The organism is Streptomyces sp. CC208A (assembly GCF_030010625.1).
In the GTDB taxonomy this organism is placed as follows: Bacteria; Actinomycetota; Actinomycetes; order Streptomycetales; family Streptomycetaceae; genus Streptomyces.
The window spans coordinates 1-26,216 of sequence record NZ_JASCXN010000052.1 but is presented as its reverse complement, the minus strand read 5'-3'; the positions used below and the strand labels follow the sequence as shown (position 1 = coordinate 26,216).

Genomic DNA, 26,216 nt, shown 5'->3' with positions numbered 1-26,216 from the left:
TCTACAGACTGGGAATGTGGTCATGAGTGGAGGAGGGCTGACGCCGGACCGTGGGTGGGTCGCCACTCCGGAGGGTGAGCACCTTCGCGGCCGACGCGTGAGGGACACCAGGCCGGAGGTGGCCCTCAGGAAGGCGGTGCACCGGCTGGGCCTCAGGTTCCGCCTTCACCAGAGGGTGGCTCCCAGGTGCACGGCCGACTTCGTGCTTCCCAGATACCACGTGGCCGTCTTTGTTGATGGCTGCTTCTGGCACGGCTGCCCGAAGCACGGCCCCAAGATGTTCCGCGGGCCGAACGCCGAGCGTTGGACGGACAAGATCGAGACCAACAGGGCCCGAGACAGACGCAACACGGAAGCAGCGGAGGCCGCCGGATGGACCGTGCTCCGGGTGTGGGAGTGCGAGGTCAAGGCCAGTCCAGCGGCGGCAGCACTCATGGTTGCCGAGCGGTGTTCGGCTCCTTCTCGCGCGACTGGGCAGGAACAGGCTGCCGACCGTGCGTCCCACTCAGAGCATCCGTGACCAGGTCCCCCTCAGTGCTTTCCCTGCCCGCGCAGTAGCTACTGAGAGGACACTGATCACAGAGAGGATTCTTTGCGTTGCACAGTGTGCTTCCGATGAGTCGTAGCGCAGCCATGCGCAGGGGGGCCTTTTCTCCTGCACCGACGAGCTTCACCAAGTGCACGCGACCGTCACTGAGCCGGTTGGTGCGGTCAGAGTCGCTGCCGTGCAGCCGGGCAGCGACGCGCAGCGCGCTCTGTCCCACCCACAGAAGGTCGTCATCGATCAGCAGCCGGTAGAGCGCGCCCTCGGCTGGTTTCATCCCCAGGCGCTTCGGCAGCTCCTTCTGCTTCTCCTCGTCCTCGGACCAGACACTTGACTTGCCGGCCACGGCGGTCAGCCTGTCGAGGCGTGCCCGAACGGCTGCCGTGGGGGCTGATTCAAGGAGAGTGCGCAGAGCGGACTTGGTCAGAGTCGCGTTCTCCCGGATTATCTCGAGCATCTCGTGCATCTGACCGGGTTGCGCCCGGGTTCCCGCCAACACCGCCACGACCGCCGCGTGCACTGACGACAGCTTGGGCAATTGGTACCAGTTCTCCCCGTTACGCTGCCGTTCCGCCCAGGCAGTCAGGTCCTCGCGGGCCGTGCGCCAGCGGGGCTGGAGCCCGCCTTCCCGGGCCTGGCACCCCTCGACAGGCAACAGCACTTCCGCGGCGGCCTTGCCCAGGAGGGGTGGCACCGCGTTGCCGATCTGCCGGAAGGCGTCACTACGCGTCCCAGCGAACCTGAACCGGTCCGGGAAGGTCTGTACCCGTGCCGCCTCCCGAACGGTCAGGGTGCGGTTCTGGTCCGGATGGATGTACCAGTAGCCGTCCTTGGCGATGTGGGCGGTGATCGACCTGCTCAGGTCGTCCCAGTCAAGCTTCTTGTACTTGTCGGTGAAGTGCTCGGCGCTGTACCGCTGGAGCTCAGGGTCGATGTCCGAGTACAGGGTGTCGGAGTCCATGCTGTCGAAGATCACCCAGTCGTCCGACCTGACCCTCCTGGTCATGTGGTCGAAGACGACCTCACGCTTCGCGCGCTTGCGCATCTCTCTGGCAAAGTCGGACAGATCTTCGGAGGGGGTGCCGTAGGGCATCTCACGCTCGCCGACACGCTCCGTGGGCACCACGGTGAGGGGAGGGAGGTCACCAATGGCGTGGCGCAGGGTGGTGCGTTCGTCCTCGGCGACCTCCTGTTGCCACTCGAACCTCTCGATGTCGTTCCGGGCCAGCAGGATGAGCCGCTTCCGGTGCTGGGGTACTCCATAGCGCCATGCGTCGACAAGGCGTACCTGGGTTGCGTAGCCGAGCTCCTCGAGCTGCTGCTCGATCACGCGGACCACGAAGAAGTCGTCGCCGAGGCCCATGTCCGGGACGTTCTCCATGAGGACGGCGCGCGGCCTGATCCTCTTTATGACGTCCAGGTACGCACTCCACAGCTCTTTGCGGAGGTCGTGAGGGTCGCGGCCATGGTGCTCTACAAGGTGGCGGATCTTGCTCCGCCCAGCCCTGCTGAACGGCTGGCACGGCGGTCCCCCCGCCACCAGATCGATCTTCCCCTTCGCCGGCTCCAGCAGCTCCTCGAGCCTGTCACGCTCGGCAGGGTTCCCCAGGTCCATGTGCAGACTCATGCCGGGGAAGTTGGCCGCATGGGTCTCAAGGGCACGCTCGTCGAAGTCGACAGCGGCTGCAGTGGTCCAGCCAGCTCGCTGAAGCCCAAGACTCAGACCGCCTGCTCCGGAAAAGAGGTCCACGGCGAGGCGACGCCCCTTGCCGTACCCTTCGAGCCACTTTGCGAACCGCTCGGGCCTGCAGCTGTGCCGGTGCCGCGGGAGCTTGAGATAGTCGCTCCGTTCCAGGGGTACGCCGTAGTGCGACTCCTGCACAGCACGCACCTCCACACCAGCGAGAACAACGAGCACCAGGAGATCACAGACGCGCTGGTGGAGGCAAGGATTCCACCACGCTGACCTCCGGAAATCCCGTGAGACCGATGCTGCGCTCTGCCGGGTACCCGCGCGAGTCCGCACGGCCCCCCAGACCTCGGCTTCGAACCGACGTTCTGGTGCGTTACCAGAGGCAATCGTAGAGGACAGCAGTGACAGCGTCGCTCTCGGGGCCCGGATTGGCCGGACAAGCTGGTCAACGATCCGGCGGAGCTGAAGACACGTTCGAGTCGGCGTGAACCTGGGCACGGTTTCGGCCACTTACGAGGGCCGCCCACCTAGCTCGCTGATGGGTAGTTAGTAGAATCTTGGCCGCCACACACTGCAGAACATGGCTGACAGTTGACGAGCGGGGGCATGGGTGGACTCCGAGAGCGCGAAGGCGTATCTCCGGCCGCGGGCCCGGCTCATGAGCACGCTCGGCGAAGAACTGATCAGCAACGAACGCGTCGCCCTCACCGAGCTGGTGAAGAACGCCTACGACGCGGACGCCAGCCTCGTACTGATCCGCTTCAACCCTCCCCTCGAAGAGGGTGAGGGCTCGATCGAGGTCTGGGACAACGGGCACGGCATGTCGCCAGCCACGGTGCGCGGCACGTGGATGGAGATCGCCACCCCACACAGGCACCGGAACCCACGCAGTGAGTCAGGTGGGCGTCGCGTGCTGGGCGCCAAAGGCATCGGCCGGTTCGCCTCAGCTCGACTTGGCCATACCGCCACGATCACGACTCGGCGGGTCGATGAGCAGGAAGTCACCCTTCGCATCGACTGGGGGGACTTCACGGATGGTGACGCATACCTGGATGAGGTTCCGGTCTCCCTGTCCACGACCACTCCGAGCGTCTTCGTAGACGGAGGCATAGCGGCGCAGACCTTTTCCGAGATCCTCCGGGAATTTCAGTCAGCGCCCGCTACAGCCGTCGGCACGGCACATGGCACCGTGGTCCGACTCGAGAGGCTTCGCACGGCTTGGGGAACGAACGAGATCGAGGCCCTCAAGCGTTCCCTGTCCAGGCTCCTCCCCCCGCCGCCTCCTGCCGAGCTCTCTGTGCCGGACCAGCCGGAGTTCTCGATCTACATCGACACTCCGGAGGGGCCGCTCCGCCACCTCAGCGGGTTCGTTGCTGCGAGTGAGACGCTGGCCCATCCCCGCTATCGCCTCGTCGGCGCCGTGGATGCCGACGGGGACGCGCGCCTGGCCATTTACGCCGGCGGCGAAGAACCGGTAGAGGTCGTCCAGGACAACCTCCGCAAGGACTCGAAGAGGCCCTCGTGTGGCCCTCTGAAACTGGACTTCCGGGTCTGGGACCTCGAGTCGTCGGCCATCAAGCCGCTCCTGGCACTCGACACCAGCGCGAGGAACACCAACGACGTACGGGAACTCATCCGGAACAACAGCGGTGTGGCCCTGTACCGGGACGGGTTCCGTGTGCAGCCGTTCGGGGAACCCGGGTTCGACTGGCTTGGTTTCGATCAGCGACGCATCAACAACCCGACGCTGCGTCTCTCCAACCGGCAAGTGGCGGGATTCGTCTACATCTCGGCCGATGACAACCCCGGCCTCCTGGACCGCTCGCACCGCGAAGGACTGATCGACACCCCGGAGTACGAGGAACTGAAGGCAGTCATACTCCAGGCGATTGCCAGGTTGGAGACGCAACGCTACCGGCTGCGCCGGGAACCCACTGCTCCGCCGGACGCCCCGCTCCTTGCCGGGCCGTCCGAAGGCAGGGGCCACGGGCTCTTCCAGAACTTCAACCTGGACCCGCTGCGACAGGTGGCTGCCGAGCGGCACCCAGATGACATCATCCTCAGCCGCGCGATCGAAGAGGCCACGGAGACGATCAACGAAGGCGTACGCAAGGTGCAGGAGGTCATCGCCCAGTTCTCCCGTCTCGCGACCCTGGGAACCCTGGTCGATGTTGTCCTCCACGACGGACGTACGGCCCTTTCCCGCATCGGCGTGGGCCTTCGCCGCCTCGGCAAGATCACCACGAAGGTCGAGACACACGATGTGGAGTTGTCAGCTGCGCTGGGCAAGCTTCGCACGGACTTCACCGCACAGGAGAGGGCTCTCGACCGGCTCTTCGCTCGCATCGAGCCACTCAGCGGACGGAAACGTGGACGGCCCCGCCGGCTCTCTCTGCACCAGAGCATCTCCGAAGCCGTTGACGTACTGGAGTCGGAGATCACCAAGCACGGTGTAGATGTGAAGATCGGCGGGGAGGACGTGATCGTCACTGCCGAGCCAGGTGACATCAGGACTCTTGTGGTCAACCTCGTGAGCAACGCCGTGTACTGGCTCTCCACCATGCCCAAGGGCACCCCACGCGAGATCCTGATCGAGACGGAGCGCAATCACGAGGGCGAACTGGACGTGGTTGACATCACGGTCAGTGACAACGGCCCTGGGGTGCGCGAGGAGATCAAGGATCTGATCTTCGAGACCTACTTCAGCGACAAGCCTGATGGCGTCGGCCTCGGCCTCAGCATCGCAGGCAGCGTCGTCAAGGACTTCTACGACGGCGACCTGGGGCTGGTGAGCCCCGGCACCCTCTCGGGTGCGAGTTTCCGGGCACGACTGCGAAGGAGAGTTGGGTGACGTCGACCGACGTTGCGTATCGGGTGCTCATAGTCGATGACGACGCCCAGATGATCGCGGACCTTCGCGAAGTGCTGTCCGAGGAGCTCACAGACCTCGGGGAGATCCACTTCGAGTCCGAGCAGGACTTCTCCGCAGCCGAGCAGCGGTTGATCGACGAGGACTTCGACCTGGTCATCCTCGACGTCCGCGACGCCGCCGATGGCAGGCCCTCCGCCGCTATCGAAGGACGGGGACACGAACTGTACGACGCCATCGCCGGCGCGCGGTGGCTGCCCGTGGTCTTCTTCACCGCTGTCCCTCAACAGGTGCGTGACCTGGAGAAGCCTCCACTCATTCGTGTGGTGACCAAGAACGCCTGGGACGAGGTCGCTCCCGCAGTCCGGGACGGGCTGCTCTCGGGAGTGTCGGAGTTGAGACGCCGTATCTCCGGTCTCGTCGAACGCAAGGTCCGCGTTTTCCTCCGTGACGTCGTGGCCCCGCACTGGCACGAGATGGCGGGCGCTGATCCCCACGAGATCACCCCGATCATCGTCAACCGCCTCGCGGCCGAGCTCAGGGAGAACGGCCCCAGCGAACTGGGTTACGCCGGGGACGGCGAGGCGGTCGCCACTGCTGGTCAACCCTCCGCTGCGCGGGTCTACTTGAAGCCGTGCGTGACCCACCACCTCACCGCCACGGACCTCGTGGTCAACCCCGAGGGCGATTGGTGGATCGTCCTTACCCCTGCTTGCGACCTGTATGAGGACCACCCGGACGCCAACGTGGCGCGACCTCGTAAGGCCAAGGCACAGTACGTTCGCCTGGCCAAGGCTGACCGCATCTTCACCGAGGACGGCGAGGAGTCGGAGTCGCCAGCGATCGCCACATGGCTGGCCAGCACGAAGAGCAACAGCCACAAGGATCAGGCCAAACAGGTCTTCGGGGACAAGCAGAACCGGTACCGCGCTCTTCCTGGCTACCTCGACATCCCCGACCTCTTGGTCGACTTCGAGAACGTGGTATCGGTCCCGCTCGCCGAGGCGCGAACCTGGCGACGTGTCGCAACCCTCGACAGCCCGTTCTCGGAGGCGATGCTCATCGCGTACAGCCGCTCGGTGGGGCGTATCGGAACCCCGGACCTAAGCTTCGACGACGTGAAAGTGCGGTTGGAACTTGAGAAGCCGAAAGCCAGGCACTTGCCGACGCAGGCTTCCACGCCATCAGCAAACGGCGAGGTTGTGAAGGACTGAGCTTCCCGGCGTTCGGGCAACGTGCGCGATCATCAGCGGAGGGCACGCCGGCCGCGGAAGCCTCGGCCCCCGCCTACACGCCGCCGCTGTGCCCCACGCCCTGGGAGCCATCTGGGAGCCAACCCGCTCCCCGAACCCCTTCCAGCCCCCGCGACACCAACCGACCCCACCCCTCCGACCTGCGAAAACGCCATCGAGGCTGGCAGGCCCACCCACCGAACCTCATTCGGGACGAAGAGGTCGTGGGTTCAAATCCCGCCACCCCGACAGCCGCAAGACCAGGTCAGGGGCCTGATCCGAGAAATCGGATCAGGCCCCTGAGTGGTTCTGCAGAGCGTTTGCAGATCGTCGGGGAGAAAACCGGGAGACGATCTTGGCGGGGGTCTCCCGGCGGGGGGAGTGCGCGGCGTCGGGCTCAGCCGCAGGGCCGTTCCGTCGGCCCGCCCGGTCGGCAGGTCGTAGGGGGACGCGGACACGACCGGGGGAACGCCGCCAGGAGAACGGACAGCGGACGCCCCCCGTTCAAGGGCGTCCGCTGCGGTCTCGGGAGGTCAGCCGCCGTAACCGCCGTCGCCGTGGTCACCACCGTCACCGGGGCCCTCGCCGCCGGTGCCGGGGAGGCCGGGAAGGCCGGTGCCGGGGAAGCCGGGCAGGCCCGCGCCCGGGCCCTCGCCGCCGTTGCCGGGCATCTCGACGCCGCCGTCCCGGCCCGAGCCGCCGCCGTTCACGCAGGTGTTGCCGAACGCCGGGTTCAGGACACCGATGAGGCTGCCGGTGTTGCCGCAGAGGTTGACCGGTACGTGGACCGGGACCTGGCCGACGTTGCCGGAGCCCACGCCCGGCGAGCCGGCCGCCACGGCGTCGGCGTCCGCGCCGTTGTCGTCGCTGTTCACGCAGGTGTTGCCGAAGGCCGGGTTCAGCGCGCCGATGACGTTGACCGTGTTGCCGCAGGCATTGACCGGTACGTGGACCGGGACCTGCGCGGCGTTGCCGGAGACCACACCGGGCGAGCCGACCGCGGCGGCGGCCGCCCCCGAGTCGGCGACAGCCAGACCGGCTCCGCCGAGAGCGACAGCGCCGGTGCCGGCCAGAACGGCGGCGGCCTTCGCGATGCGAGACATCACTCACTCCTTGTCGAACGTGACCGCGGAAGCGCGGCCGTGCTCCCGGTCAACGCCCCCCGCGAGAGCGGGGACACGATCTTTCGGCCGAATGGGACAACCTGCTGCGGCGAGGGAGGAGAAACGTGACCTCACCACGTGACCTCACCAGGCCGACGTCCTCGCCACCGGACGCCGCGTGGAAGGGGCTGCGGCGCAGCGCTCGTACGGAGGGAGCAGAAGGGCGCCGAGGAGGGGGACGGGGCGTGGCTCCTGGGGGCCTTCTTCGGGTACCAGCCGGTGGCGGCGGGCCGGAAGAGCCAGGTGGCGAAGTCGTTGCGGCACCGGTGGGCGGCCTCGTGGGGCGGGGCCGCGTTGCGTATGAAGACGAGCTCGGCGACGGCGAGTTCGTCTTCGTACGCGTGTCTCCTCCCGGCTCGGCTCTCCGCGCGAGTGGATCACGAAGCCGTCGTGGAACGGCCGGCAGACGCCGACGGTACCCGGGGCCGCGACGGCACGGCCGCAGAAGCCCGGTAGTACGGTCAGGAAGCAGAGCGCGCCCGGAGCGGTCGCACCGTCGTGCAGGGCGTCGGCGGCCCACAGCGCCGGCAGGAGCACGGGGTCACCCCCTCAAGGCCGCGCCCCACACCGCCCCGGGTTGCTCCACCCCAGGAGGCAGGTCAGGACCATGCCGGTGAGCAGCAGCGCGCCCGTGGTGACGACGGTGAGCTTGGTGTGCAGCGACCGGCCGCGCCGCCCGGTCGTACGGGCCCGGTTGCGGTGGCGCAGCAGCTCCAGGAGGACGGGGAAGCCGATGCCGCCGAGGATCACGGCGGCCGCGACGGGCAGCGTCACCCAGACGTCGATGGCGTACGGCGTGAGGCTGTCGGCGTGCAGGCCGAAGCCGGCGTTGTCGAAGGCCGAGACGGCGTGGAAGAGCCCCATGCAGGCGGCGTCCAGGACCGGCATCCCGTAACCGAAGCGGGAAGCGCAGCGCGAGCCACGCGCCGACCGCCGGCTCCACCGCGAGCGTGGTGCCGGCGACGCCGAGGAGCACCCGGCGTACGTCGCCGATCCCCAGGCTCCTGGTCTCCGCCAGCGCGGTGAGCTGGAGCCGCAGCCGCATCTTGCCCGGCACGAGGAGGGCGAGGAGCGACGCCGTGGTCATGATGCCGAAGCCGCCGACCTGGATCAGGGCCAGGATCACGCCATCACCGAACCCGCTCCAGTACGTCCCGGTGTCGACCACGACGAGACCGGGGACACAGGCGGCGGACGTCGAGGTGAACAGGGCGGTGACGAAGCCCGTGGCACCGCCGTCCTCGGAGGCCGCGGGCAGCGTGAGCAGTACCGTGCCGAGGAGGATGACCGCCGCGAAGGCCATGACGACCGTACGGGCCGGATGCCTGGCGAACACCGACTGCCACACCCGTGCTGCATGCCCCGCCGCATCCCGGCCTTCCCTGAACAACCCGAACCGCCGATGACCAGCCGGAGAACCCCTGCTCCGTCGACGGCGGCCGTCACCCACCCCGCAGGAACATTTCCGGACACGGACGGGTACCCGCGGGCCCGTGTGACGCCCGGCTTCACCTGCGGACCGCCCGCAGCCCGTCGCCGGCCGGTCCCTTCGGCGCTGGACGGCGCGGCGGCGCCGTGGAGCGGCGAAGGCCCGCCTCCTCTGGTCCGTCCGACGCGCGCGGGGCGGTTACCTCGGTGTCTTCGGGTCCGTCATGGTCATGACGGAGTTCGTGTTTCGTGCGGGGAAGGTGACGAGATGACCGGGTCAGGTCCGACCGAAGTGCCGGCGGGGGCCTTCGAGCAGCAGCGTGAGCGTCTGGTGGCGGTCGCCTACCGGATGCTCGGGTCGCGGGTGGACGCCGAGGACGCGGTGCAGGAGGCGTGGATCCGGCTGGCGCGGCAGGACGCGGCGGCGATCGACAACCTGGCCGGCTGGCTGACCACCGTGGCCGGCCGGGTCTGCCTCGACGTGCTGCGCTCGCGCAGGACCCGGGCCGAGCTGTCGTACGACGACCGCCTGCCCGAGCTGGTGGTGACCGTGGACGGCGGGGCGGCGCCCGAGGACGACGCGATGCTCGCCGATTCGGTCGGACTGGCGCTGCTGGTCGTACTCGACACCCTCACGCCCACCGAGCGGCTGGCGTTCGTCCTGCACGACATGTTCGCGGTGCCGTTCGCCGAGATCGGCGAGATCACCGGCCGGTCCGCCGACGCGGCCAAGATGCTCGCCAGCCGGGCCCGCCGGAAGGTGCGGGGCACACCGCTGCCGGAGGAGGAGCCGCGGCGGCGGCGCGCGGTGGTCGACGCGTTTCTCGCCGCGGCGCGCAACGGAGACTTCGAAGGGCTCGTACGGGTGCTCGATCCGCAGGTGACCTGGCGCACGTTCCACCCGCAGGGCGTGGTGACCACGGTCGGGGCGGCCGAGGTCGCCGGACCGGTGCTGCGCGGCGCCCGGGCGATGACCTCGGTGCTCCCGGTCCTGGTCGACGGCGAGCCCGGGTTCGTGGCCTGGGGTGCGAACGGCAAGGTGCTCGGCGTGGTGGCGTGCACCGTGGTCGACGGCCGGATCGTCGAGCTGTCGACCGTGAGCGACCGCAAGCGCCTGGACGCCGTGGACCTGCCCGCGCGGCCCGAGTAGCGCACGCGAGCGCATGGGGTTGTTACGTCGCGGCCGGGGGCTTCGTCGTAGTGGTGCAAGCAAGGCGAAGACGAAGGAGACCCAGATGGAAACCCGGATCGACCCCATGCGCAACGAGGTCGGAGCGAAGTGGGCCAGGCACGTCATCTCGTCGAACACGGCCATCACCGACTCGGCCCTGCCGCAGGCGGTGCAGGAACTGGTGAGGATCCGCGCCAGCCAGATCAACGGCTGCGGCGGCTGCCTCGACATGCGCACCAAGGACGCCGCGGCCGCCGGCGAGAGCCAGGTACGGATCAACCTGGTCGGCGCGTGGCGGGAGACCACCGTCTACACCGAGGCGGAACGGGCCGCGCTGGAACTCACCGAGCAGGGCACCCGCCTCGCCGACTCCGCCGGCGTCACCGACGAGGCGTGGGCGGACGCGGCGAAGCACTACGACGAGGACCAGCTCATGGCCCTGGTGGCCCTGATCTGCACGATCAACGCCTTCAACCGGCTGAACGTGATCACCCGGCCCCCCGGCGGCGAGTACCGGCCCGGCCAGTTCGGCTGACGCGGCCCCCCTCCCCCAGGGCGCTCAGGCGGACCCGGGACGACCCCGGGTCCGCCGCCCGCCTCCGCCACCGAAGACATCGCCAAGGACAAGACTCATGAACACCGCCCTGTGGATCATCACCGGCCTGCTGACCGCCGTCTTCCTCTTCTCCGGCCTCGGGAAGCTGTTCGTCCCCCGGGAGAGGATGGCCTCGATGGCCGACGCCGCGCGCTGGGTCCTCGACTTCGAGCCCGGCACCCTCAAGGCCATCGGAGCCCTTGAGGTCCTCGGTGCCGCGGGCCTGGTCCTGCCCGCCCTGCTCGGCATCGCGCCGATACTGGTACCGCTGGCGGCCACCGGCCTGGCGCTGATCATGACCGGCGCCGTGATCGTGCGGGTCCGCCGTGGCGAGACCAAAGCCGCGCTGGGGGACGGCGGCTACCTCGCCCTGACCGCCTTCGTGGCGGTCGGCCGCTTCGCCCTGGAACCCCTCACCGGCTGACCGGGCCGGGGTGGGTTCTCGGCCTGGTGGGTCAGTTCCGGCCACGGCGACCGGACCGGCCCCGCCTCCGCCACCCTCATCGGCGTCGGACGCCCCGCCCGCGACGCGGCCCGGGCGATCGCCGAGCTGCTCCGCCAACGGAACCGACGGGGCTTCGACATCCCCTCCGGGCGGCCCGAATGACGGAGGAGTTAATTCATCTCCACTCGGTAACAGCTCATTCATCCGCCGGGCGCAAAAGCCCGGTTACTCGCTCATGAGCAGGTGTTGAGAGGAGCCGGAGGGGATTCTCCTAGGGTCGGGATCACGCGTAGTGGAAAATCATCCATGAAGGGCGATCCGACCGCGATGACGACTGATCACCATTCCGTGCAGGCCGGTGTGTTGGGGCAGGATGACGAGGCCGTCGCCGTCGTGGGAATCTCCTGCCGGCTTCCGCAGGCGCCCGGCCCGGCGGAATTCTGGAAACTCCTGCGCAGCGGCCGAGAGGCCATCACGGATGTGCCGGACGACCGCTGGGAATCCGCTGCTCCGCCCGAGCACGCCGGAATGCGCAGGGGCGGGTTCCTCGACGGTATCGGCGAGTTCGACGCCGCGTTCTTCGGGATATCGCCGCGCGAGGCCGCCGCCATGGACCCGCAGCAGCGCCTCGTTCTGGAACTGGCGTGGGAGGCGATCGAGGACGCCGGCATCGTCCCGGCCGAACTGCGCGACACCCGTACGTCGGTGTTCGTCGGCACACTGCGCGACGACTACGCCGGACTGGTCGGCCGGCACGGCGACACGGCCATCACCCAGCACACCATGACCGGCCTCAACCGGGGCGTCATCGCCAACCGCGTCTCGTACCACCTCGGTCTGCGCGGCCCCAGCCTGACCGTCGACGCCGCCCAGTCGTCCTCGCTCGTCGCCGTCCACCTGGCCTGCGAGTCGCTGCGCACGGGAGAGTCGTCCACCGCCATCGCCGCCGGAGTGAACCTCAACCTCCTCGGCGAGAGCGCCGTCGCCGAGGAACGCTTCGGCGGCCTGTCCCCGGACGGCACCGCCTACACCTTCGACGCCCGCGCCAACGGCTTCGTCCGCGGAGAGGGCGGCGGAGCGGTCCTCCTCAAGCCGCTCTCCCGGGCCCTCGCGGACGGCGATCGCGTCTACGGCGTCATCCGCGGCAGCGCGGTCAACAACGACGGTGCCACGCCCGGCCTCACGGTGCCCAGCCGGGAGGCCCAGCAGCAGGTGCTCCGCACGGCGTACGCGAAGGCCGGGATCGGGGCCTCCGAGGTCCAGTACGTCGAACTCCACGGCACCGGCACCCCCGTCGGCGACCCCATCGAGGCCGCCGCGCTCGGCGCCGTCCTGGGCGCGGGACGCGGCACCGGCAACCCCCTCCTGGTCGGCTCGGCCAAGACGAACGTCGGGCACCTGGAAGGTGCGGCGGGCATGGTCGGGCTGCTCAAGGTGCTGCTGAGCATCAGCCACCGGGAGATCCCGGCGAGCCTCAACTTCGAGCGGCCCGGCCCGGCGATCCCGCTGGACGACCTCGGCCTGGCCGTGCCCCGCGAGCTCACCCCCTGGCCGCAGCCCGAGGCGCGGCTCGTGGCGGGCGTCAGCTCCTTCGGAATGGGCGGCACCAACTGCCACGTCGTCCTCACCGAGGGCCCCGCGCCGTCGGAGGCGACGGCCGACGACGACGCGCCCGCCGGGCCGACCGCGCTGCCGTGGGTGGTCTCGGGGCGCGACGAGTCGGCCCTGCGCGCACAGGCCGCACGGCTCCGCGACTTCATCGAGGAGAACGGGGAGAGCGGGGAGGACGAGGAGCTCAGTCCTCGTGATGTGGCGTGGTCACTGCTGAAGACCCGCACGCTCTTCGCCCACCGCGCCGTCGTCCTGCGGCACGGTCGGGACGAGTTGCTCGACGGGCTCGGTGCGGTGGCGGACGGCCTGCCCGCGCAGGGGGTCGTCTCCGGGGCCGTACGAGACGGCCGACTGGGGGTGATGTTCACCGGACAGGGCGCCCAGCGGGCAGGCATGGGGCGGGAGTTGTATGCCACCTTCCCCGCCTACGCCGAGGCCTTCGACGCCGTGACGCAGGTACTGGACCCACTGCTGGAACGGCCCCTGCGCGACGTGATCGACTCCGGCGAGGACCTGGACTCCACCGGCTGGACCCAACCCGCACTCTTCGCCGTCGAAGTAGCCCTCTACCGACTCGTCGAATCCTTCGGCATCCGCCCCGACTTCCTCACCGGACACTCCATCGGCGAACTCACCGCCGCCCACATAGCCGGAATCCTCGACCTCCAGGACGCCGCCACCCTCGTCGCCGCACGCGCCCGCCTGATGCAGGCACTCCCCCAGGGCGGCACCATGATCGCCATCCGCGCCGGCGAAACCGACGTACTGCCCCTGCTCACCGGACACGAGACACAAGCAGCCATCGCCGCCGTCAACGGACCCGACTCCGTCGTGATCTCCGGCGACGACGCCACCGTCACCGACATCGCCACCCAGGCAGAACACCTCGGCTTCACAACACGCCGGCTCACCGTCAGCCACGCCTTCCACTCCCCCCACATGGACCCCATGCTGGAGGAGTTCCGGGCCACCGCCGCCACCCTCACCTACCACCCCCCACACATCCCCGTCGTCTCCACCCTCACCGGACAACTCGCCACCGCAACCGACCTGCGCACCCCCGACTACTGGACCCAACAAGTCCGCCAGGCCGTCCGCTTCGCCGACGCCCTTCAGACGCTGAAGGCGGAAGGAGCCACCACACTCCTCGAACTCGGACCCGACGGCGTCCTGACCGCCATGGTCGACGAAGCCGACATCGCCGTCCCTGCCCTCCGCAAGAACCGTGACGAGACACAGAGCCTCCTCACCGCCCTCGCCACCCTCTTCGTCCACGGCACCGACATCGACTGGACCAGCACCTCCACCGCAACCACCGCCCACCGCGTCCCCCTCCCCACCTACGCCTTCCAGCGCCGCCACCACTGGATCGACGGCCGGCCGTCGCCGACCGCTCCGGCGGTCCCCCCTGCCCTCCCCGAGCGTGCGCCCCTGCCCGAGCCGCCGCGTGACGGGCGGGCCGTCGCCGGGCTCGTGTCCGCGCACATCGCCGCCGTCCTGGAGTACGGCGAGGACCAGCGCGTCGACCTCCGGCTGCCGTTCAAGGACCTCGGTTTCGACTCGCTCATGGCGGTGGAGCTGCGCAACCGGCTCGGTGCCGCCAGTGGACTGCGGCTGCCCAGCGGTCTGCTCTTCGACCATCCCACGCCCGCCGCCCTCATCGCCTACATCGAGGCCGAGTTGACCGGGTCACCGGACGAGGACGAGGACGACGGTCTTGCCGGGCCCGGTACGGGCGACGACGCCGAGCCCATCGCGATCGTCTCCATGGCCTGCCGCTACCCCGGCGGCGTCGCCTCGCCCGAGGATCTGTGGAACCTCGTCGCCGAGGGCCGTGACGCGATCTCCGGTTTCCCGGTGGACCGCGGCTGGGACGAGGACCTGTACGACCAGGACCCGGACAGGACCGGCAGGAGTTCGGTGCGGGAGGGCGGGTTCCTGCACGACGCGGGCCTGTTCGACGCTGGGTTCTTCGGGATCTCGCCGCGCGAGGCGCTCGCCATGGACCCGCAGCAGCGGCTGCTCCTCGAAACCGCCTGGGAGGCGGTCGAGCGGGCCGGTATCGATCCCCGCAGCCTGGCCGGCAGCCGGACCGGGGTGTTCGTCGGGGCCACCGCGCTCGACTACGGGCCCCGGCTGCACGAGGCGCCCCGGAGCGTCGAGGGCCATCTGCTCACCGGCAGCACCAGCAGCGTCATGTCCGGCCGCATCGCCTACCAGCTGGGGCTCGTCGGGCCCGCCGTCACCGTGGACACCGCCTGCTCGTCGTCGCTGGTGGCGCTGCACATGGCCGTGCGGTCCCTGCGCCAGGGCGAGACGACGCTCGCGCTGGCCGGGGGTGTGACCGTGATGTCGGCGCCCGGGATGTTCGTCGAGTTCTCCCGGCAGCGCGGTCTGGCGGCGGACGGGCGCAGCAAGTCGTTCTCGGCGGACGCGGACGGCACGTCGTGGGCCGAGGGCGTGGGCCTGCTGCTGGTCGAGAGGCTGTCCGACGCGCGGCGGAACGGGCACCAGGTCCTCGCCGTGCTCCGTGGCTCCGCGATCAACCAGGACGGTGCGTCGAACGGTCTGACCGCGCCCAACGGGCCCTCGCAGCAGCGTGTCATCCGTCAGGCCCTCGCCGACGCCCGGCTCACCCCGGCCGACGTGGACGCGGTCGAGGCGCACGGCACCGGTACCCGGCTCGGCGACCCGATCGAGGCCGAGGCGATCCTGGCCACCTACGGGCGCGGGCGGCGGGAGCACGGCCAGGAGCGGGGGCCGGTGTATCTGGGCTCGCTGAAGTCGAACATCGGGCATGCGCAGGCCGCCGCCGGGGTCGGCGGGGTCATCAAGATGGTGCAGGCCATGCGGCACGGGGTGCTGCCCAGGACCCTGCACGTCAGCGAGCCGACCCCGCGCGTCGACTGGTCCTCCGGCGCCGTCGAGCTGCTCGCCGAGGCGCGACCGTGGCCCGGGACGGGGGGTCCGCGCCGGGCCGCCGTCTCCTCGTTCGGCATCAGCGGTACGAACGCCCACGTCGTCCTGGAGGAGGCCGTCGAGGCGGCCGTCGAGGCGGCCGTCGAGGCGGCCGTCGAGGCGGCCGTCGAGGCGCCTGTCGCGGAGCCCGAGGAGACCGCCGGGGCGGCCGGGCCTTCCGCCGGCGGCGTACCCGTCCTCTGGCCCCTCTCCGCCCGCGACGAGACCGCCCTGCGCGCCCAGGCCGTGCGTCTGCGCGCCCACCTCGCCGACCGGCCCGGGGTACGCCCCGAGGACGTCGGCCACTCCCTCGCCACCACCCGCGCGACCTGGGACGAGCGGGCCGTCGTGACCGGCCGCACCACCGAGGAGCTGCTCGCCGGGCTCGACGCCCTCGGCTCCGGCGCGGACGACCCGCGGGTCGTGACCGGCAGCGCGGCCCGCGCCGGGCGCACGGCCTTCCTCTTCACCGGTCAGGGGGCCCAGCGCGCCGGCATGGGGCGTGAGCTGTACGAGACGCGGCCGGGGTTCGCCGCCGCGCTGGACGCGGTGTGCGCGGCCCTCGACCCGTACCTGGACCGTCCCTTGCGCGAGGTGATGTTCGCCGAGGACACCGAGGACACGGCGGGCACCGAGGACGCCGCGGGCGGGGTGCTGCACGAGACCCGTTACACGCAGCCCGCGCTGTTCGCCCTGGAAGTGGCGCTCTTCCGGCTGCTGGAGCAGGACGGGCTCGTCCCCGACGCGGTGGCCGGCCACTCCGTCGGAGAGCTCGCCGCCGCCCATGTCGCGGGGGTGCTCTCGCTGGAGGACGCGGCCGCGCTGGTGGCGGCCCGCGGCCGGCTCATGCAGGCGGCGCGCCCCGGCGGGGCGATGATCGCGATCCAGGCGGCGGAGGCGGAGCTCGCGCCGACCCTGGCCGCCTACGCCGGCCGGCTCGCCCTCGCCGCCGTCAACGGGCCGGACTCCGTCGTCGTCTCCGGCGACGCGGACGCCGCCGAGGAGCTCGCGGAGCTCTGGACCGGGCGCGGGCGCAAGAGCCGCAGGCTGCGGGTCAGCCACGCCTTCCACTCGCCGCACATGGACGACGTGCTCGACGAGTTCCGCGAGGTCGCGGCCTCGCTGACGTACCACGCCCCGCGCATACCGGTCGTGTCGACCGTGACCGGTGCCGTCGCGGCCGAGGCCGAACTCGCCTCCCCCGACTACTGGGTGGGGCAGATCCGGGAGGCCGTACGGTTCCACGACGCCGTCCGCACCCTGGAGGCCGACGGCACCACCGTCTTCGTCGAGGTCGGTCCCGACGCCGTCCTGACCGCCATGGCGGCGGGCTCGTTCGCCTCCGGGGACTCCACCGCCCTCGCCCTCCTGCGGGCGGGCCGCCCCGAGAACGAGACGCTCGCCGCCGGTCTCGCCCGCGCCCACACCGTGGGGGCGCGCTGGGACCTCGCGGCGCTGTACCCGGGGGCCGCGCGCGTCGAGCTGCCCACGTACGCCTTCCAGCGCGAGCACTACTGGCTGACGGCGGAGCCCCGTACGGACGCCCGCAGCCTCGGCGTCGACCCCGCGGGACACCCGCTGCTCGGCACGGCGGTCGAGCTCGCCGAGCGCGAGGAGCTGCTGCTCACCAGCCGGCTTTCGCTGGGCAGCCACCCGTGGCTCGCCGACCACCGCATCGGCGGGACCGTGCTCGTGCCCGCCACCGCCTTCCTCGAACTCGCCGTCGCGGCGGGCGACCAGGCCGGTGCCGGGCAGCTCGCCGAACTCACCCTGGAGGCGCCCCTGGTGCTCGCCGGGCGTGAGGGGGTGCGCGTCCAGGTGGCGGTCGCACCGGCGGACGCGTCCGGGCTGCGGTCCTTCACGATCCACTCGCAGCCCGACCCCGCGTCCGGTGCCGCCGCCTCCGACGAGCCGCGGCCGTGGACCCGGCACGTCTCGGGCGCGCTGGCCACCGGCCCCGCCCCCTCCGCTCCCCCGGCGGGGGACGGCCTGGCCGAGTGGCCGCCGGCGGGCGCGGTCGCGGAGCCGCTCGACGGCGTGTACGAGCGGCTGGCCGCCCTGGGCTACGAGTACGGGCCCGTCTTCCAGGGGCTGCGCGCCGTCTGGCGGGGCGCAGGCGGCGAGACGTACGCCGAGGTCGCGCTGGACGCCGACCAGCACGAGGCCGCCGCCCGCTTCGGCATCCACCCGGCGCTGCTGGACGCGGTGCTCCACCCGCTCGTCCTCGACGCGGCCGACGCGGACCGGCCGGGCATGATCCCGCTGCCGTTCGCGTGGACGGGCACCACGCTGTACGCGGCGGGCGCGACGGCGGTACGGGTCCGCATGACGCCCGTCGGCACCGACACGGTCGCGCTGCTCGTCGCCGACGGCGCGGGAACGCCCGTCGCCACCGTCGAGTCGCTCGCCCTGCGGCCCGTCGCCAGGGACCGGCTCCCCCGGCCGGAGGGCGGAAAGTCCGCCGACGGGCTCTTCCGGGTGAGCTGGCCCGCCGTCGCGCCCGGTGACGGCGCCGACGTCCGGATCACCCCGGTCACCGGGCCGCCGTCCGAGGTCCGGGACGCCGACGTCCTCCTCGTACGCGTCGGCGAACTCGGCCCGGAGGCCGAGGAGGACCGGGACCGGGAGGACCGGGACCGGGACCGAGAGGACCGGGGCCGGGACCGAGAGGACCGGGACCGGGAGGGTCACGACACGCACGACCCGTACGTCCTCACCCACCGGGTCCTGGGGTTCGTCCGGCGGTGGCTGGCCGACGAGCGGTTCGACGGCTCCCGGCTGGTGCTCATGACCGAGCACGCCGTCGCCGCGCTGCCCGGCGACCGGGTCACCGGCCTGGCCGAGGCTCCCGTGTGGGGTCTGATCCGCTCCGCGCAGTCCGAACACCCCGGCCGGCTGGTGCTCCTGGACGTCGACGGCCACCGCGAGGCCGACGACGCGCTCGTACGCGCCGCCGTGGCCACCGGGGAACCCCAGCTCGCCCTCCGCGGCGACGCCCTGCACGTGCCCCGTCTGACCCGGCACGACCGGGCCGGCGCCGGCGACGGCCGGCAGCCCGTCCTCGACCCGGAAGGGACCGTCCTGATCACGGGCGGCACCGGCGGCCTCGGCGGTCTCGTCGCCCGCCACCTCGTGGCCGCGCACGGCGCACGGCGGCTGATGCTGGTCAGCCGCCGGGGGACGGACACACCGGGCGCCGACGCCCTCGTCTCCGAACTCACCGGCCTGGGGGCCCGGGTGGCCGTGGTGGCCGCCGACGTCTCCGAACGCGACGCGGTGGAGGCGCTGTTGGCGCGGGTCGAAGCCGACCACCCGCTGACCGCCGTCGTGCACACGGCGGGCGTGCTCGACGACGCCACGGTGGAGTCGCTCGACGCCGGACGGCTGCGGACCGTGATGCGGCCCAAGGCCGACGCCGCCCGCCACCTGCACGAGCTGACCCGCGGCCTGGACCTGCGCGCCTTCGTGCTCTTCTCCTCGGTGTCCGGCATCACCGGCACCGCGGGGCAGGCCAACTACGCCGCCGCCAACACCTATCTCGACGCGCTCGCCGCACACCGCCGCGCCCTCGGCCTGCCCGCCACCTCGCTGGCCTGGGGCCTGTGGGACGGCACCCACGGCATGGGGGCGCACCTCGGCGAGGCCGACCTGGCGCGCTGGGCCAGGAGCGGGGTGACCCCGCTCGACCCGGACACCGGGCTCACGCTCCTCGATGCCGTCCTCGCGACCGGCGAGGCCCTCGCCGTGCCCGCCCTGCTCGATCCGTCCCGGGTGCGCGGCACGGACGGCCTGCCGCCCGCGGTCCTGCGCGGCCTGGTACGCCCCCGGCGCACGGCGCGGGCGGCCGCGGCGGGCCCGGCGGCCGGCGACGGCTCGTGGGGCCGGCGGATCGCCGCCCTGCCGGAGGAGGAGCGGCCGGGCGCCGTCCTGGAACTCGTGCGCACCGTGGTCGCCGGGGTGCTCGGCCACTCCGACGCCGACCGCCTCGACCCCGAACGGGCCTTCAAGGAGCTCGGGTTCGACTCGCTGGCCGGTGTCGAGCTGCGCAACCGGCTCAACGCGGCCACCGGTCTGCGGCTGCCCGCGACCACCGTCTTCGACCACCCCTCGCCCGCGGCGCTCGCGGCCCATCTGCACGAGCGCGTCGCCGGCGAGGGGGCCGCGGCGGCGGTCCCGGCCCGGGTGCGGCGGGCCGGGGCCACCGCCGACGAACCGATCGCCGTCGTCGGCATGGCCTGCCGCTTCCCCGGCGGGGTGCGCTCGCCCGAGGACCTGTGGCGGCTGGTGGCCGACGGGGTCGACGCGATCGGCGAGTTCCCCGCGAACCGCGGCTGGGACCTCGACGCCCTGTACGACCCGGACCCGGACGCGCCGGGGACCTCGTACACCCGCCACGGCGGATTCCTGTACGAGGCCGACCAGTTCGACCCGGCGTTCTTCGGCATGTCTCCGCGCGAGGCCATCGCCACCGACCCGCAGCAGCGGCTGCTCCTGGAGACCGCCTGGGAGACCTTCGAGAGCGCCGGCATCGACCCCGCCGAGCTGCGGGGCAGCGGCACCGGCGTCTTCACGGGCGCCATGTACGACGACTACGCGTCCCGGCTCGCCCGGAGCCCCGAGGAGTTCGAGGGCTTCCTGCTCGCGGGCAACCTGTCCAGCGTCGTCTCCGGGCGGCTGGCGTACACGTACGGGCTCGAAGGCCCCGCCGTCACCGTCGACACCGCCTGCTCGTCCTCCCTGGTGGCGCTCCACCTCGCGGCGAACGCGCTGCGCCAGGGCGAGTGCGACCTGGCGCTCGCGGGCGGTGTCACCGTGATGTCGGGCCCCAACGTCTTCGTGGAGTTCTCCCGTCAGCGCGGCCTGTCCGAGGACGGCCGGTGCCGTTCGTTCTCCGCCGACGCGAGCGGCACGGGCTGGTCGGAGGGGGTCGGGCTGCTCCTGGTGGAGCGGCTTTCGGACGCCCGGCGCAACGGCCACCGGATCCTGGCGGTGATACGCGGCTCCGCCGTGAACCAGGACGGCGCCTCCAACGGCCTGACCGCCCCGAACGGACCCTCGCAGGAACGCGTCATCCGCCAGGCGCTCGCCAACGCCGGCCTTCGGCCCTCCGACGTCGACGCGGTCGAGGCGCACGGCACCGGCACCACCCTCGGCGACCCGATCGAGGCGCAGGCGCTGCTCGCGACGTACGGCCAGGAGCGGGACGGCGGCAGGCCGCTGTACCTCGGCTCCCTCAAGTCCAACATCGGGCACGCCCAGGCCGCGGCCGGGGTCGGCGGGATCATCAAGATGATCCAGGCCATGCGGCACGGCGTGCTGCCGAGGTCGCTGCACGCGGAGAACCCCTCGACCCACATCGACTGGGAGTCCGGCGCGGTCGAGCTGCTGGCCGAGGCCACGCCGTGGCCCGAGACCGGCCGCCCGGCCCGGGCCGGGGTGTCGTCCTTCGGCATCAGCGGCACCAACGCGCACGTCATCGTCGAGCAGGCGCCGGCGGAGCCGTCGGCGCCGCGTCCCCCGGTCGACGGCACCGACGGCACCGACGGCATCACCGGGCGGGCGCTGCCCTGGGTGCTGTCCGCCAAGGACGAGACGGCGCTGCGGCAGCAGGCCGCGCGTCTGCACCGCCATCTGACCGACCGCCCCGAGCTCGACCCGGCCGACGTCGGCCACTCGCTGACCGCCCGCGCCCTGCTTGAGCACCGCGCGGCCGTCGTGGGCACGGGACGGGAGGAGCTGCTCGGCGGGCTCGACGCGCTCGCCCGCGGCGAGAACGCCCCGTCGGTGGTCCGCGTGGGCGCCGGCCGGAGGGGGAAGACCGCGTTCCTCCTCACCGGACAGGGCAGCCAGCGCCTCGGCATGGGACGTGAACTGTACGAGACGGAGCCGGTGTTCGCGCGGGCCCTGGACGAGGTGTGCGCGCACCTGGACACCGAACTCGTCCGCCCGCTCAAGGGCGTGCTGTTCGCGCCCGCCGGGTCCGCGGACTCGGCGCTGATCGACCAGACCGTCTTCACCCAGTCCGCGCTGTTCGCCGTCGAGGTGGCCCTCTTCCGGCTGCTCGAACACCACGGCCTCGCCCCCGACTTCCTCCTCGGCCACTCCATCGGGGAGGTCACCGCCGCCCATCTGTCCGGAGTCCTCGGCCTGGCCGACGCCTGCACGCTCGTCGCCGAGCGCGGCCGGCTGATGCAGGCCGCCCGGGAAGGCGGCGCGATGGCCGCGCTGCAGGCCGGTGAGGAAGAGGTGCGGGAGGTCCTCGCCCGGTACGAAGAGGACGCCGTCGCGATCGCCGGGATCAACGGGCCCCGGGCGACGGTCGTCTCGGGCGACGCGGCCGTCGTCGACGAGATCGCCGCCCTCTGGCGCGAACGGGGCCGCAGGACCAAGCGGCTGCCGGTCAGCCACGCCTTCCACTCCCCGCACATGGACGAGGTGCTCGACGAGTTCCGCGCGGTCGCGGCGGGCCTGGCCTTCTCCGAGCCCCGGATCCCGGTCGTGTCGAACGTGACGGGCGGGCTCGCGACGGCGGAGCAGCTCGCCTCGCCCGACTACTGGGCCTCCCACATCCGCGGGACCGTCCGCTTCCTCGACGGCGTCCGCACCCTGGAGGCCGCGGGCGTCACCGAGTACGTCGAGGTCGGCCCCGACGGCGTGCTCACCGCCATGGTCCAGGACTGCCTGACCGGGGACGCCGGATCCGCCGTCCCCCTCCTGCGGGCCGGCCGGCCCGAGGCCGCCTCGGTCACAGCCGCCCTGACCGCCGTACGGCTGCGCGGCGCGCGGCCCGGCACGCCCCCGGCCGACTTCCCCGGGGCGCGCCGGGTCGACCTGCCCACGTACGCCTTCCAGCACGGCCGCTACTGGCTGGAGGGGGCCACCGACCCCGGCGACGCCGCGGGGCTCGGGCTCACCGCCGCAGGACACCCCCTGCTGGGCGCGGCGGTACGGGTCGCCGACCGTGACGCGTACCTGCTCACCGGGCGTGTCTCCCGGGGCGGTCACCCCTGGCTGGAGGACCACGCCGTGCACGGCACCGTGCTGCTGCCCGGCACGGCGCTGCTGGAGCTCGCGCTGCGGGCCGGCGAACAGGTCGGGTGCGACCGGGTCGAGGACCTGACCCTGACGGCGCCGCTGGTGCTGCCCGAGCGGGGCGGCCTGCGGCTCCAGGTCGTCGTGGGCGAGCCGGACGGCACGTCCGGGGCGCGGCCGGTGTCGGTGTACGCGAGCCCCGACGGCGTCGACCGGCTCGAAGCGGGCGAAGGCGCCGAGGACGCCGGGGGCGGGCAGCCGTGGACGCTGCACGCCGAGGGCCTGCTCACGCGGGGCGGGGCCGGGCCCGACGACGGCGGGCTGCTGGTGTGGCCGCCGGCCGGTGCCGTCGAGGTCCCGCTCGACGGGGCGTACGAACGCCTTGCCGGAGCCGGCTACGCCTACGGGCCCGCCTTCCGGGGCCTGCGCCGGGCGTGGAAGGGCGACGGCGAGGTCTTCGCCGAGGTCGCCCTGGACGAGGAGCAGCGGGCCGGAGCCGCAGCGTACGGCCTCCACCCGGCGCTGCTCGACGCCGCCCTGCATCCGCTGCTGCCCGGCGTCGTGGCCGGGGACGGCCCGTCCTGGCTGCCGTTCTCCTGGTCGGGGGTGAGCCTGTACGCCACCGGGGCGACCCTGCTCCGGGTACGGCTCTCGCTGCCCGGCGGCCAGGGTGAGGAGTCGCTTCAGGCGGCGCTCACCGTCGCCGACGGCACGGGCACGACGGTCGCGTCCTTCGAGTCGCTGCTGCTGCGCCCGCTGACCGGCGACGCCCTGCGCGAGGCGAGCGGCGGGGCAGCCCGGGACGGCCTCCTCCGGGTCGACTGGACACGGCTCCCGGCCACCGGGGCCGCCGTGGATCCGGCCGGCGCCGGCTGGGCCGTGCTCGGCGACGACCGCCTCGGCCTCGGCACGGAGGTGCCGTGCCACGCGGACCCGGCGGCGCTGGCCGCGGAGCTCGACGCGGGCGGCACGGTCCCCCCGGTGGTGCTCCTGCCCGCGATCGGCGACCCGGTCGGCGGCCCGGCGGCGGACGTGCCGCACGACGACGGCCGCCTGCCGGAGCGGGCCCACGAGGCCACGCGGCGGGTCCTGCGGACCCTCAGGGCCTGGCTGGAGGACGACCGCCTGGAGACGGCACGGCTCGTGGTCGTCACCCGGGGCGCGGTCGCCGCCGCGGGCGAGAACGGGACCGGCGACGTGACCGATCTGGCGCACGCGGGAGTCTGGGGCCTGGTCAGGTCGGCGCAGACCGAGAACCCCGGCCGGTTCGTCCTCGTCGACCTCGACCCGGCGGACGGCGCCGCCCCGGCGGCACGGTCGCTCGCCGACGCGCTGGCGAGCGGGGAACCGCAGGTCGCTGTACGCGGCGGGGCACTCGCCGTACCGCGCCTGGCCCGGACGCGTACCGGCTCCGGCACCGACGCCGCCGCACCCCGCTGGGACCGGGGCACGGTCCTGGTCACCGGGGCGACCGGGACGCTCGGCGCCGTGATCGCCCGCCACCTGGTCACCGAGCACGGCGCCCGGCGGCTGCTGCTGCTGAGCCGGCGCGGCGTCGAGGCACCCGGCGCCGCGGAGCTGCGCACGTCCCTGACCGAACTCGGCGCCGACGTCTCGTTCGCCGCCTGTGACGTGAGCGACCGTCAGGCGCTGGGCGAGGTCCTGGCCGGCGTACCGGCCGGGCATCCGCTGACCGCGGTCGTCCACACGGCGGGCGTCCTCGACGACGGCGTCACCGCGAGCCTCACCGACGAGCAGCTCGCCAAGGTGCTGCGGCCCAAGGTCGACGCGGCCTGGCACCTGCACGACCTCACCCGCGACAGCGAGGACCTGACGGCCTTCGTCCTGTACTCCTCGCTGGCCGGACTGCTCGGCACCGCCGGCCAGGCCAACTACGCGGCGGGCAACACCTTCCTGGACGCCCTCGCCGCACACCGCCGCGCCCACGGCCTGCCCGCCACCTCGCTCGCCTGGGGCCTGTGGGCCGAGGCCAGCACCCTCTCCGGCGGCCTGGACGAGAACGACCTCCGCCGGCTCGCCAAGGTGGGCCTGCTGCCGCTGTCCTCCGACGACGGTACGGCGCTGTTCGACGCGGCCCCCGCCACGGGCGAGGCGCTGCTCGCCGTCAGCAGGCTGGACCGCGCCGCACTGCGCGCGGGCGGCGACCGGCTCCCGCCGGTGCTCCACGCCCTGGCGGGAACCGGCAGGAGGCGCGGCACGGCCGCGGCGGGCGGCACGCAGGACGAGGTCCCGCTCGCCCGGCGGCTCGCCGCCCTCACCGGCGCCGAACGGGAACGCGTCCTGACCGATCTCGTACGCGCCCAGGTGGCCGGGGTCCTCGGGCACGGCGACCCCGGCGGCGTCGGGGCCGACCGCGCCTTCCAGGACCTGGGCTTCGACTCCCTCACCGCGGTCGAGCTGCGCAACCAGCTGAACCGCGCGACGGGGCTGCGGCTGCCCGCCACCCTCGTCTTCGACCATCCGACGCCCGCCGCGCTCGCCGCGTACCTCGACGGCGAGCTGGGCACGGAGGACGCCGCCTCGGCCGCCGACCCCGTCCTGGCGTCGCTGGCCGGCCTCGACACCGCCATCACGGCGGCGGCACCGGACGAGGAGGCACGGGGCCGGATCGCGGCGAGGCTGCGGGAACTGCTCCACGCCGCGGAGAACGGCCCGGGCGCCCCGTCGCCCGGCGCCGCCGCCCCCGGCGTACCCGACGACTCCGACGACTCCGACGACTCCGACGACAAGGACCTCGACGGCGCGAGCGACGAGGAGCTCTTCGCGCTCCTCGACGACCTCGACTGACGGCACGGGTGGCACGGGCCCCGGTCCGTGCCGCCCGTGCCCCCTCAAGCGTCACCGACCGACCCACCGCACCACATCACACCCGGGAGCTGAGTTCACGTGGCTGACGAGGTACAACTCCGCGAATACCTCAAGAAGGCCATCTCCGACGCCCGAGACGCCCGCAGGCGTCTGCGCGAGGCCCAGGAGAAGGAGCACGAGCCGATCGCGATCGTCTCGATGGCCTGCCGCTACCCGGGAGGGGTGGCCTCGCCGGAACAGCTGTGGCGGCTCGTGACCGAGGAGACGGACGCGGTCGGCGGCTTCCCGGACAACCGCGGCTGGGACCTCGACCGGCTGTACGACCCGGACCCGGACGCGCCGGGGACCTCGTACGCCCGGGAGGGCGGCTTCCTGCACGACGCCGACCTGTTCGACCCGGAGCCGTTCGGCATGTCGCCGCGCGAGGCGCTGGCCGCCGACCCGCAGCAGCGGCTGCTCCTCGAAACCGCCTGGGAGGCCCTCGAACGGGCGGGCCTCGACCCGACGTCCCTCAAGGGCAGCCGGACCGGCGTGTTCACCGGCGTCATGTACCACGACTACGGCTCCCGGCCGCACCTTCCGCCGGAGGGCTTCGAGGGCTATCTGTTCAGCGGCAGCGCCGGCTCCATCGCGGCCGGGCGGCTGG

11 protein-coding genes and 1 pseudogene are annotated in these 26,216 nt (G+C 72.4%); 8 read left to right on the top strand and 4 right to left on the bottom strand.

Going from position 1 to position 26,216, the window contains the following annotated elements:
* The first annotated feature begins 22 nt into the window (after positions 1–22).
* Positions 23–520 (top strand): very short patch repair endonuclease, encoded by a 498-nt coding sequence (locus tag QK442_RS33950; protein ID WP_282697976.1) that lies wholly within the window; start codon positions 23–25, stop codon positions 518–520.
* On the opposite strand, the gene dcm is transcribed toward QK442_RS33950, so the two are convergent.
* The gene (gene dcm / locus QK442_RS33945) at positions 432–2,426 is read right to left on the bottom strand and encodes a DNA (cytosine-5-)-methyltransferase (protein ID WP_282697975.1); all 1,995 of its coding nucleotides are present in this window, start codon (positions 2,424–2,426) and stop codon (positions 432–434) included. The two genes, QK442_RS33950 and dcm, sit on opposite strands and share 89 nt — an antisense overlap.
* A 421-nt stretch (positions 2,427–2,847) precedes the next feature.
* Here dcm and QK442_RS33940 point away from each other — a divergent pair, with 421 nt between their 5' ends.
* Positions 2,848–5,088, top strand: coding sequence for an ATP-binding protein (locus QK442_RS33940; protein ID WP_282697969.1), 2,241 nt, complete (start codon positions 2,848–2,850; stop codon positions 5,086–5,088).
* Positions 5,085–6,320, top strand: a complete 1,236-nt coding sequence (locus tag QK442_RS33935) for a hypothetical protein (protein ID WP_282697968.1) — start codon at positions 5,085–5,087, stop codon at positions 6,318–6,320. The genes QK442_RS33940 and QK442_RS33935 overlap by 4 nt, the downstream gene beginning before the upstream one ends.
* A 551-nt stretch (positions 6,321–6,871) precedes the next feature.
* Here the strand turns inward: QK442_RS33935 and QK442_RS33930 are convergent.
* The 3 genes and pseudogenes from QK442_RS33930 to QK442_RS33920 all read right to left on the bottom strand — a co-directional run bounded on the left by QK442_RS33930 (position 6,872) and on the right by QK442_RS33920 (position 8,389).
* Positions 6,872–7,441: a chaplin gene (locus QK442_RS33930; RefSeq protein ID WP_282697967.1), complete on the bottom strand. Its 570-nt coding sequence runs from the start codon at positions 7,439–7,441 to the stop codon at positions 6,872–6,874.
* A gap of 251 nt (positions 7,442–7,692) precedes the next feature.
* Positions 7,693–7,830 (bottom strand): annotated as a pseudogene (locus tag QK442_RS33925) (LacI family transcriptional regulator); the annotation flags it as partial.
* 220 nt (positions 7,831–8,050) lie between these two features.
* Positions 8,051–8,389, bottom strand: a complete 339-nt coding sequence (locus QK442_RS33920) for a potassium transporter TrkG (protein WP_282697966.1) — start codon at positions 8,387–8,389, stop codon at positions 8,051–8,053.
* 808 nt (positions 8,390–9,197) lie between these two features.
* Here QK442_RS33920 and QK442_RS33915 point away from each other — a divergent pair.
* From QK442_RS33915 to QK442_RS33895, 5 genes are all read left to right on the top strand, one after another.
* On the top strand, positions 9,198–10,079 hold the full coding sequence (locus QK442_RS33915) for a sigma-70 family RNA polymerase sigma factor (RefSeq protein WP_282697965.1): 882 nt from the start codon (positions 9,198–9,200) through the stop codon (positions 10,077–10,079).
* Positions 10,080–10,164: 85 nt separating this feature from the next.
* Positions 10,165–10,635, top strand: coding sequence for a carboxymuconolactone decarboxylase family protein (locus QK442_RS33910; RefSeq protein ID WP_282697964.1), 471 nt, complete (start codon positions 10,165–10,167; stop codon positions 10,633–10,635).
* Positions 10,636–10,732: 97 nt separating this feature from the next.
* Entirely contained in the window at positions 10,733–11,119 is a 387-nt protein-coding gene (locus QK442_RS33905; protein WP_282697963.1) for a DoxX family protein, read from the top strand.
* 348 nt (positions 11,120–11,467) lie between these two features.
* On the top strand, positions 11,468–25,549 hold the full coding sequence (locus tag QK442_RS33900) for a type I polyketide synthase (protein WP_282697962.1): 14,082 nt from the start codon (positions 11,468–11,470) through the stop codon (positions 25,547–25,549).
* A gap of 99 nt (positions 25,550–25,648) precedes the next feature.
* The coding region (locus QK442_RS33895; RefSeq protein WP_282697961.1) for a polyketide synthase at positions 25,649–26,216 on the top strand (568 nt) is incomplete at its 3' end.

Excerpts from the sequence above, each read along its gene's own strand:
- QK442_RS33910 (WP_282697964.1), top strand. The coding sequence starts at position 10,165 with ATGGAAACCCGGATCGACCCCATGCGCAACGAGGTCGGAGCGAAGTGG.
- QK442_RS33930 (WP_282697967.1), bottom strand. The coding sequence starts at position 7,441 with ATGTCTCGCATCGCGAAGGCCGCCGCCGTTCTGGCCGGCACCGGCGCT.
- QK442_RS33915 (WP_282697965.1), top strand. The coding sequence starts at position 9,198 with ATGACCGGGTCAGGTCCGACCGAAGTGCCGGCGGGGGCCTTCGAGCAG.
- QK442_RS33900 (WP_282697962.1), top strand. The coding sequence starts at position 11,468 with ATGACGACTGATCACCATTCCGTGCAGGCCGGTGTGTTGGGGCAGGAT.
- QK442_RS33920 (WP_282697966.1), bottom strand. The coding sequence starts at position 8,389 with ATGCCGGTCCTGGACGCCGCCTGCATGGGGCTCTTCCACGCCGTCTCG.
- QK442_RS33905 (WP_282697963.1), top strand. The coding sequence starts at position 10,733 with ATGAACACCGCCCTGTGGATCATCACCGGCCTGCTGACCGCCGTCTTC.
- QK442_RS33950 (WP_282697976.1), top strand. The coding sequence starts at position 23 with ATGAGTGGAGGAGGGCTGACGCCGGACCGTGGGTGGGTCGCCACTCCG.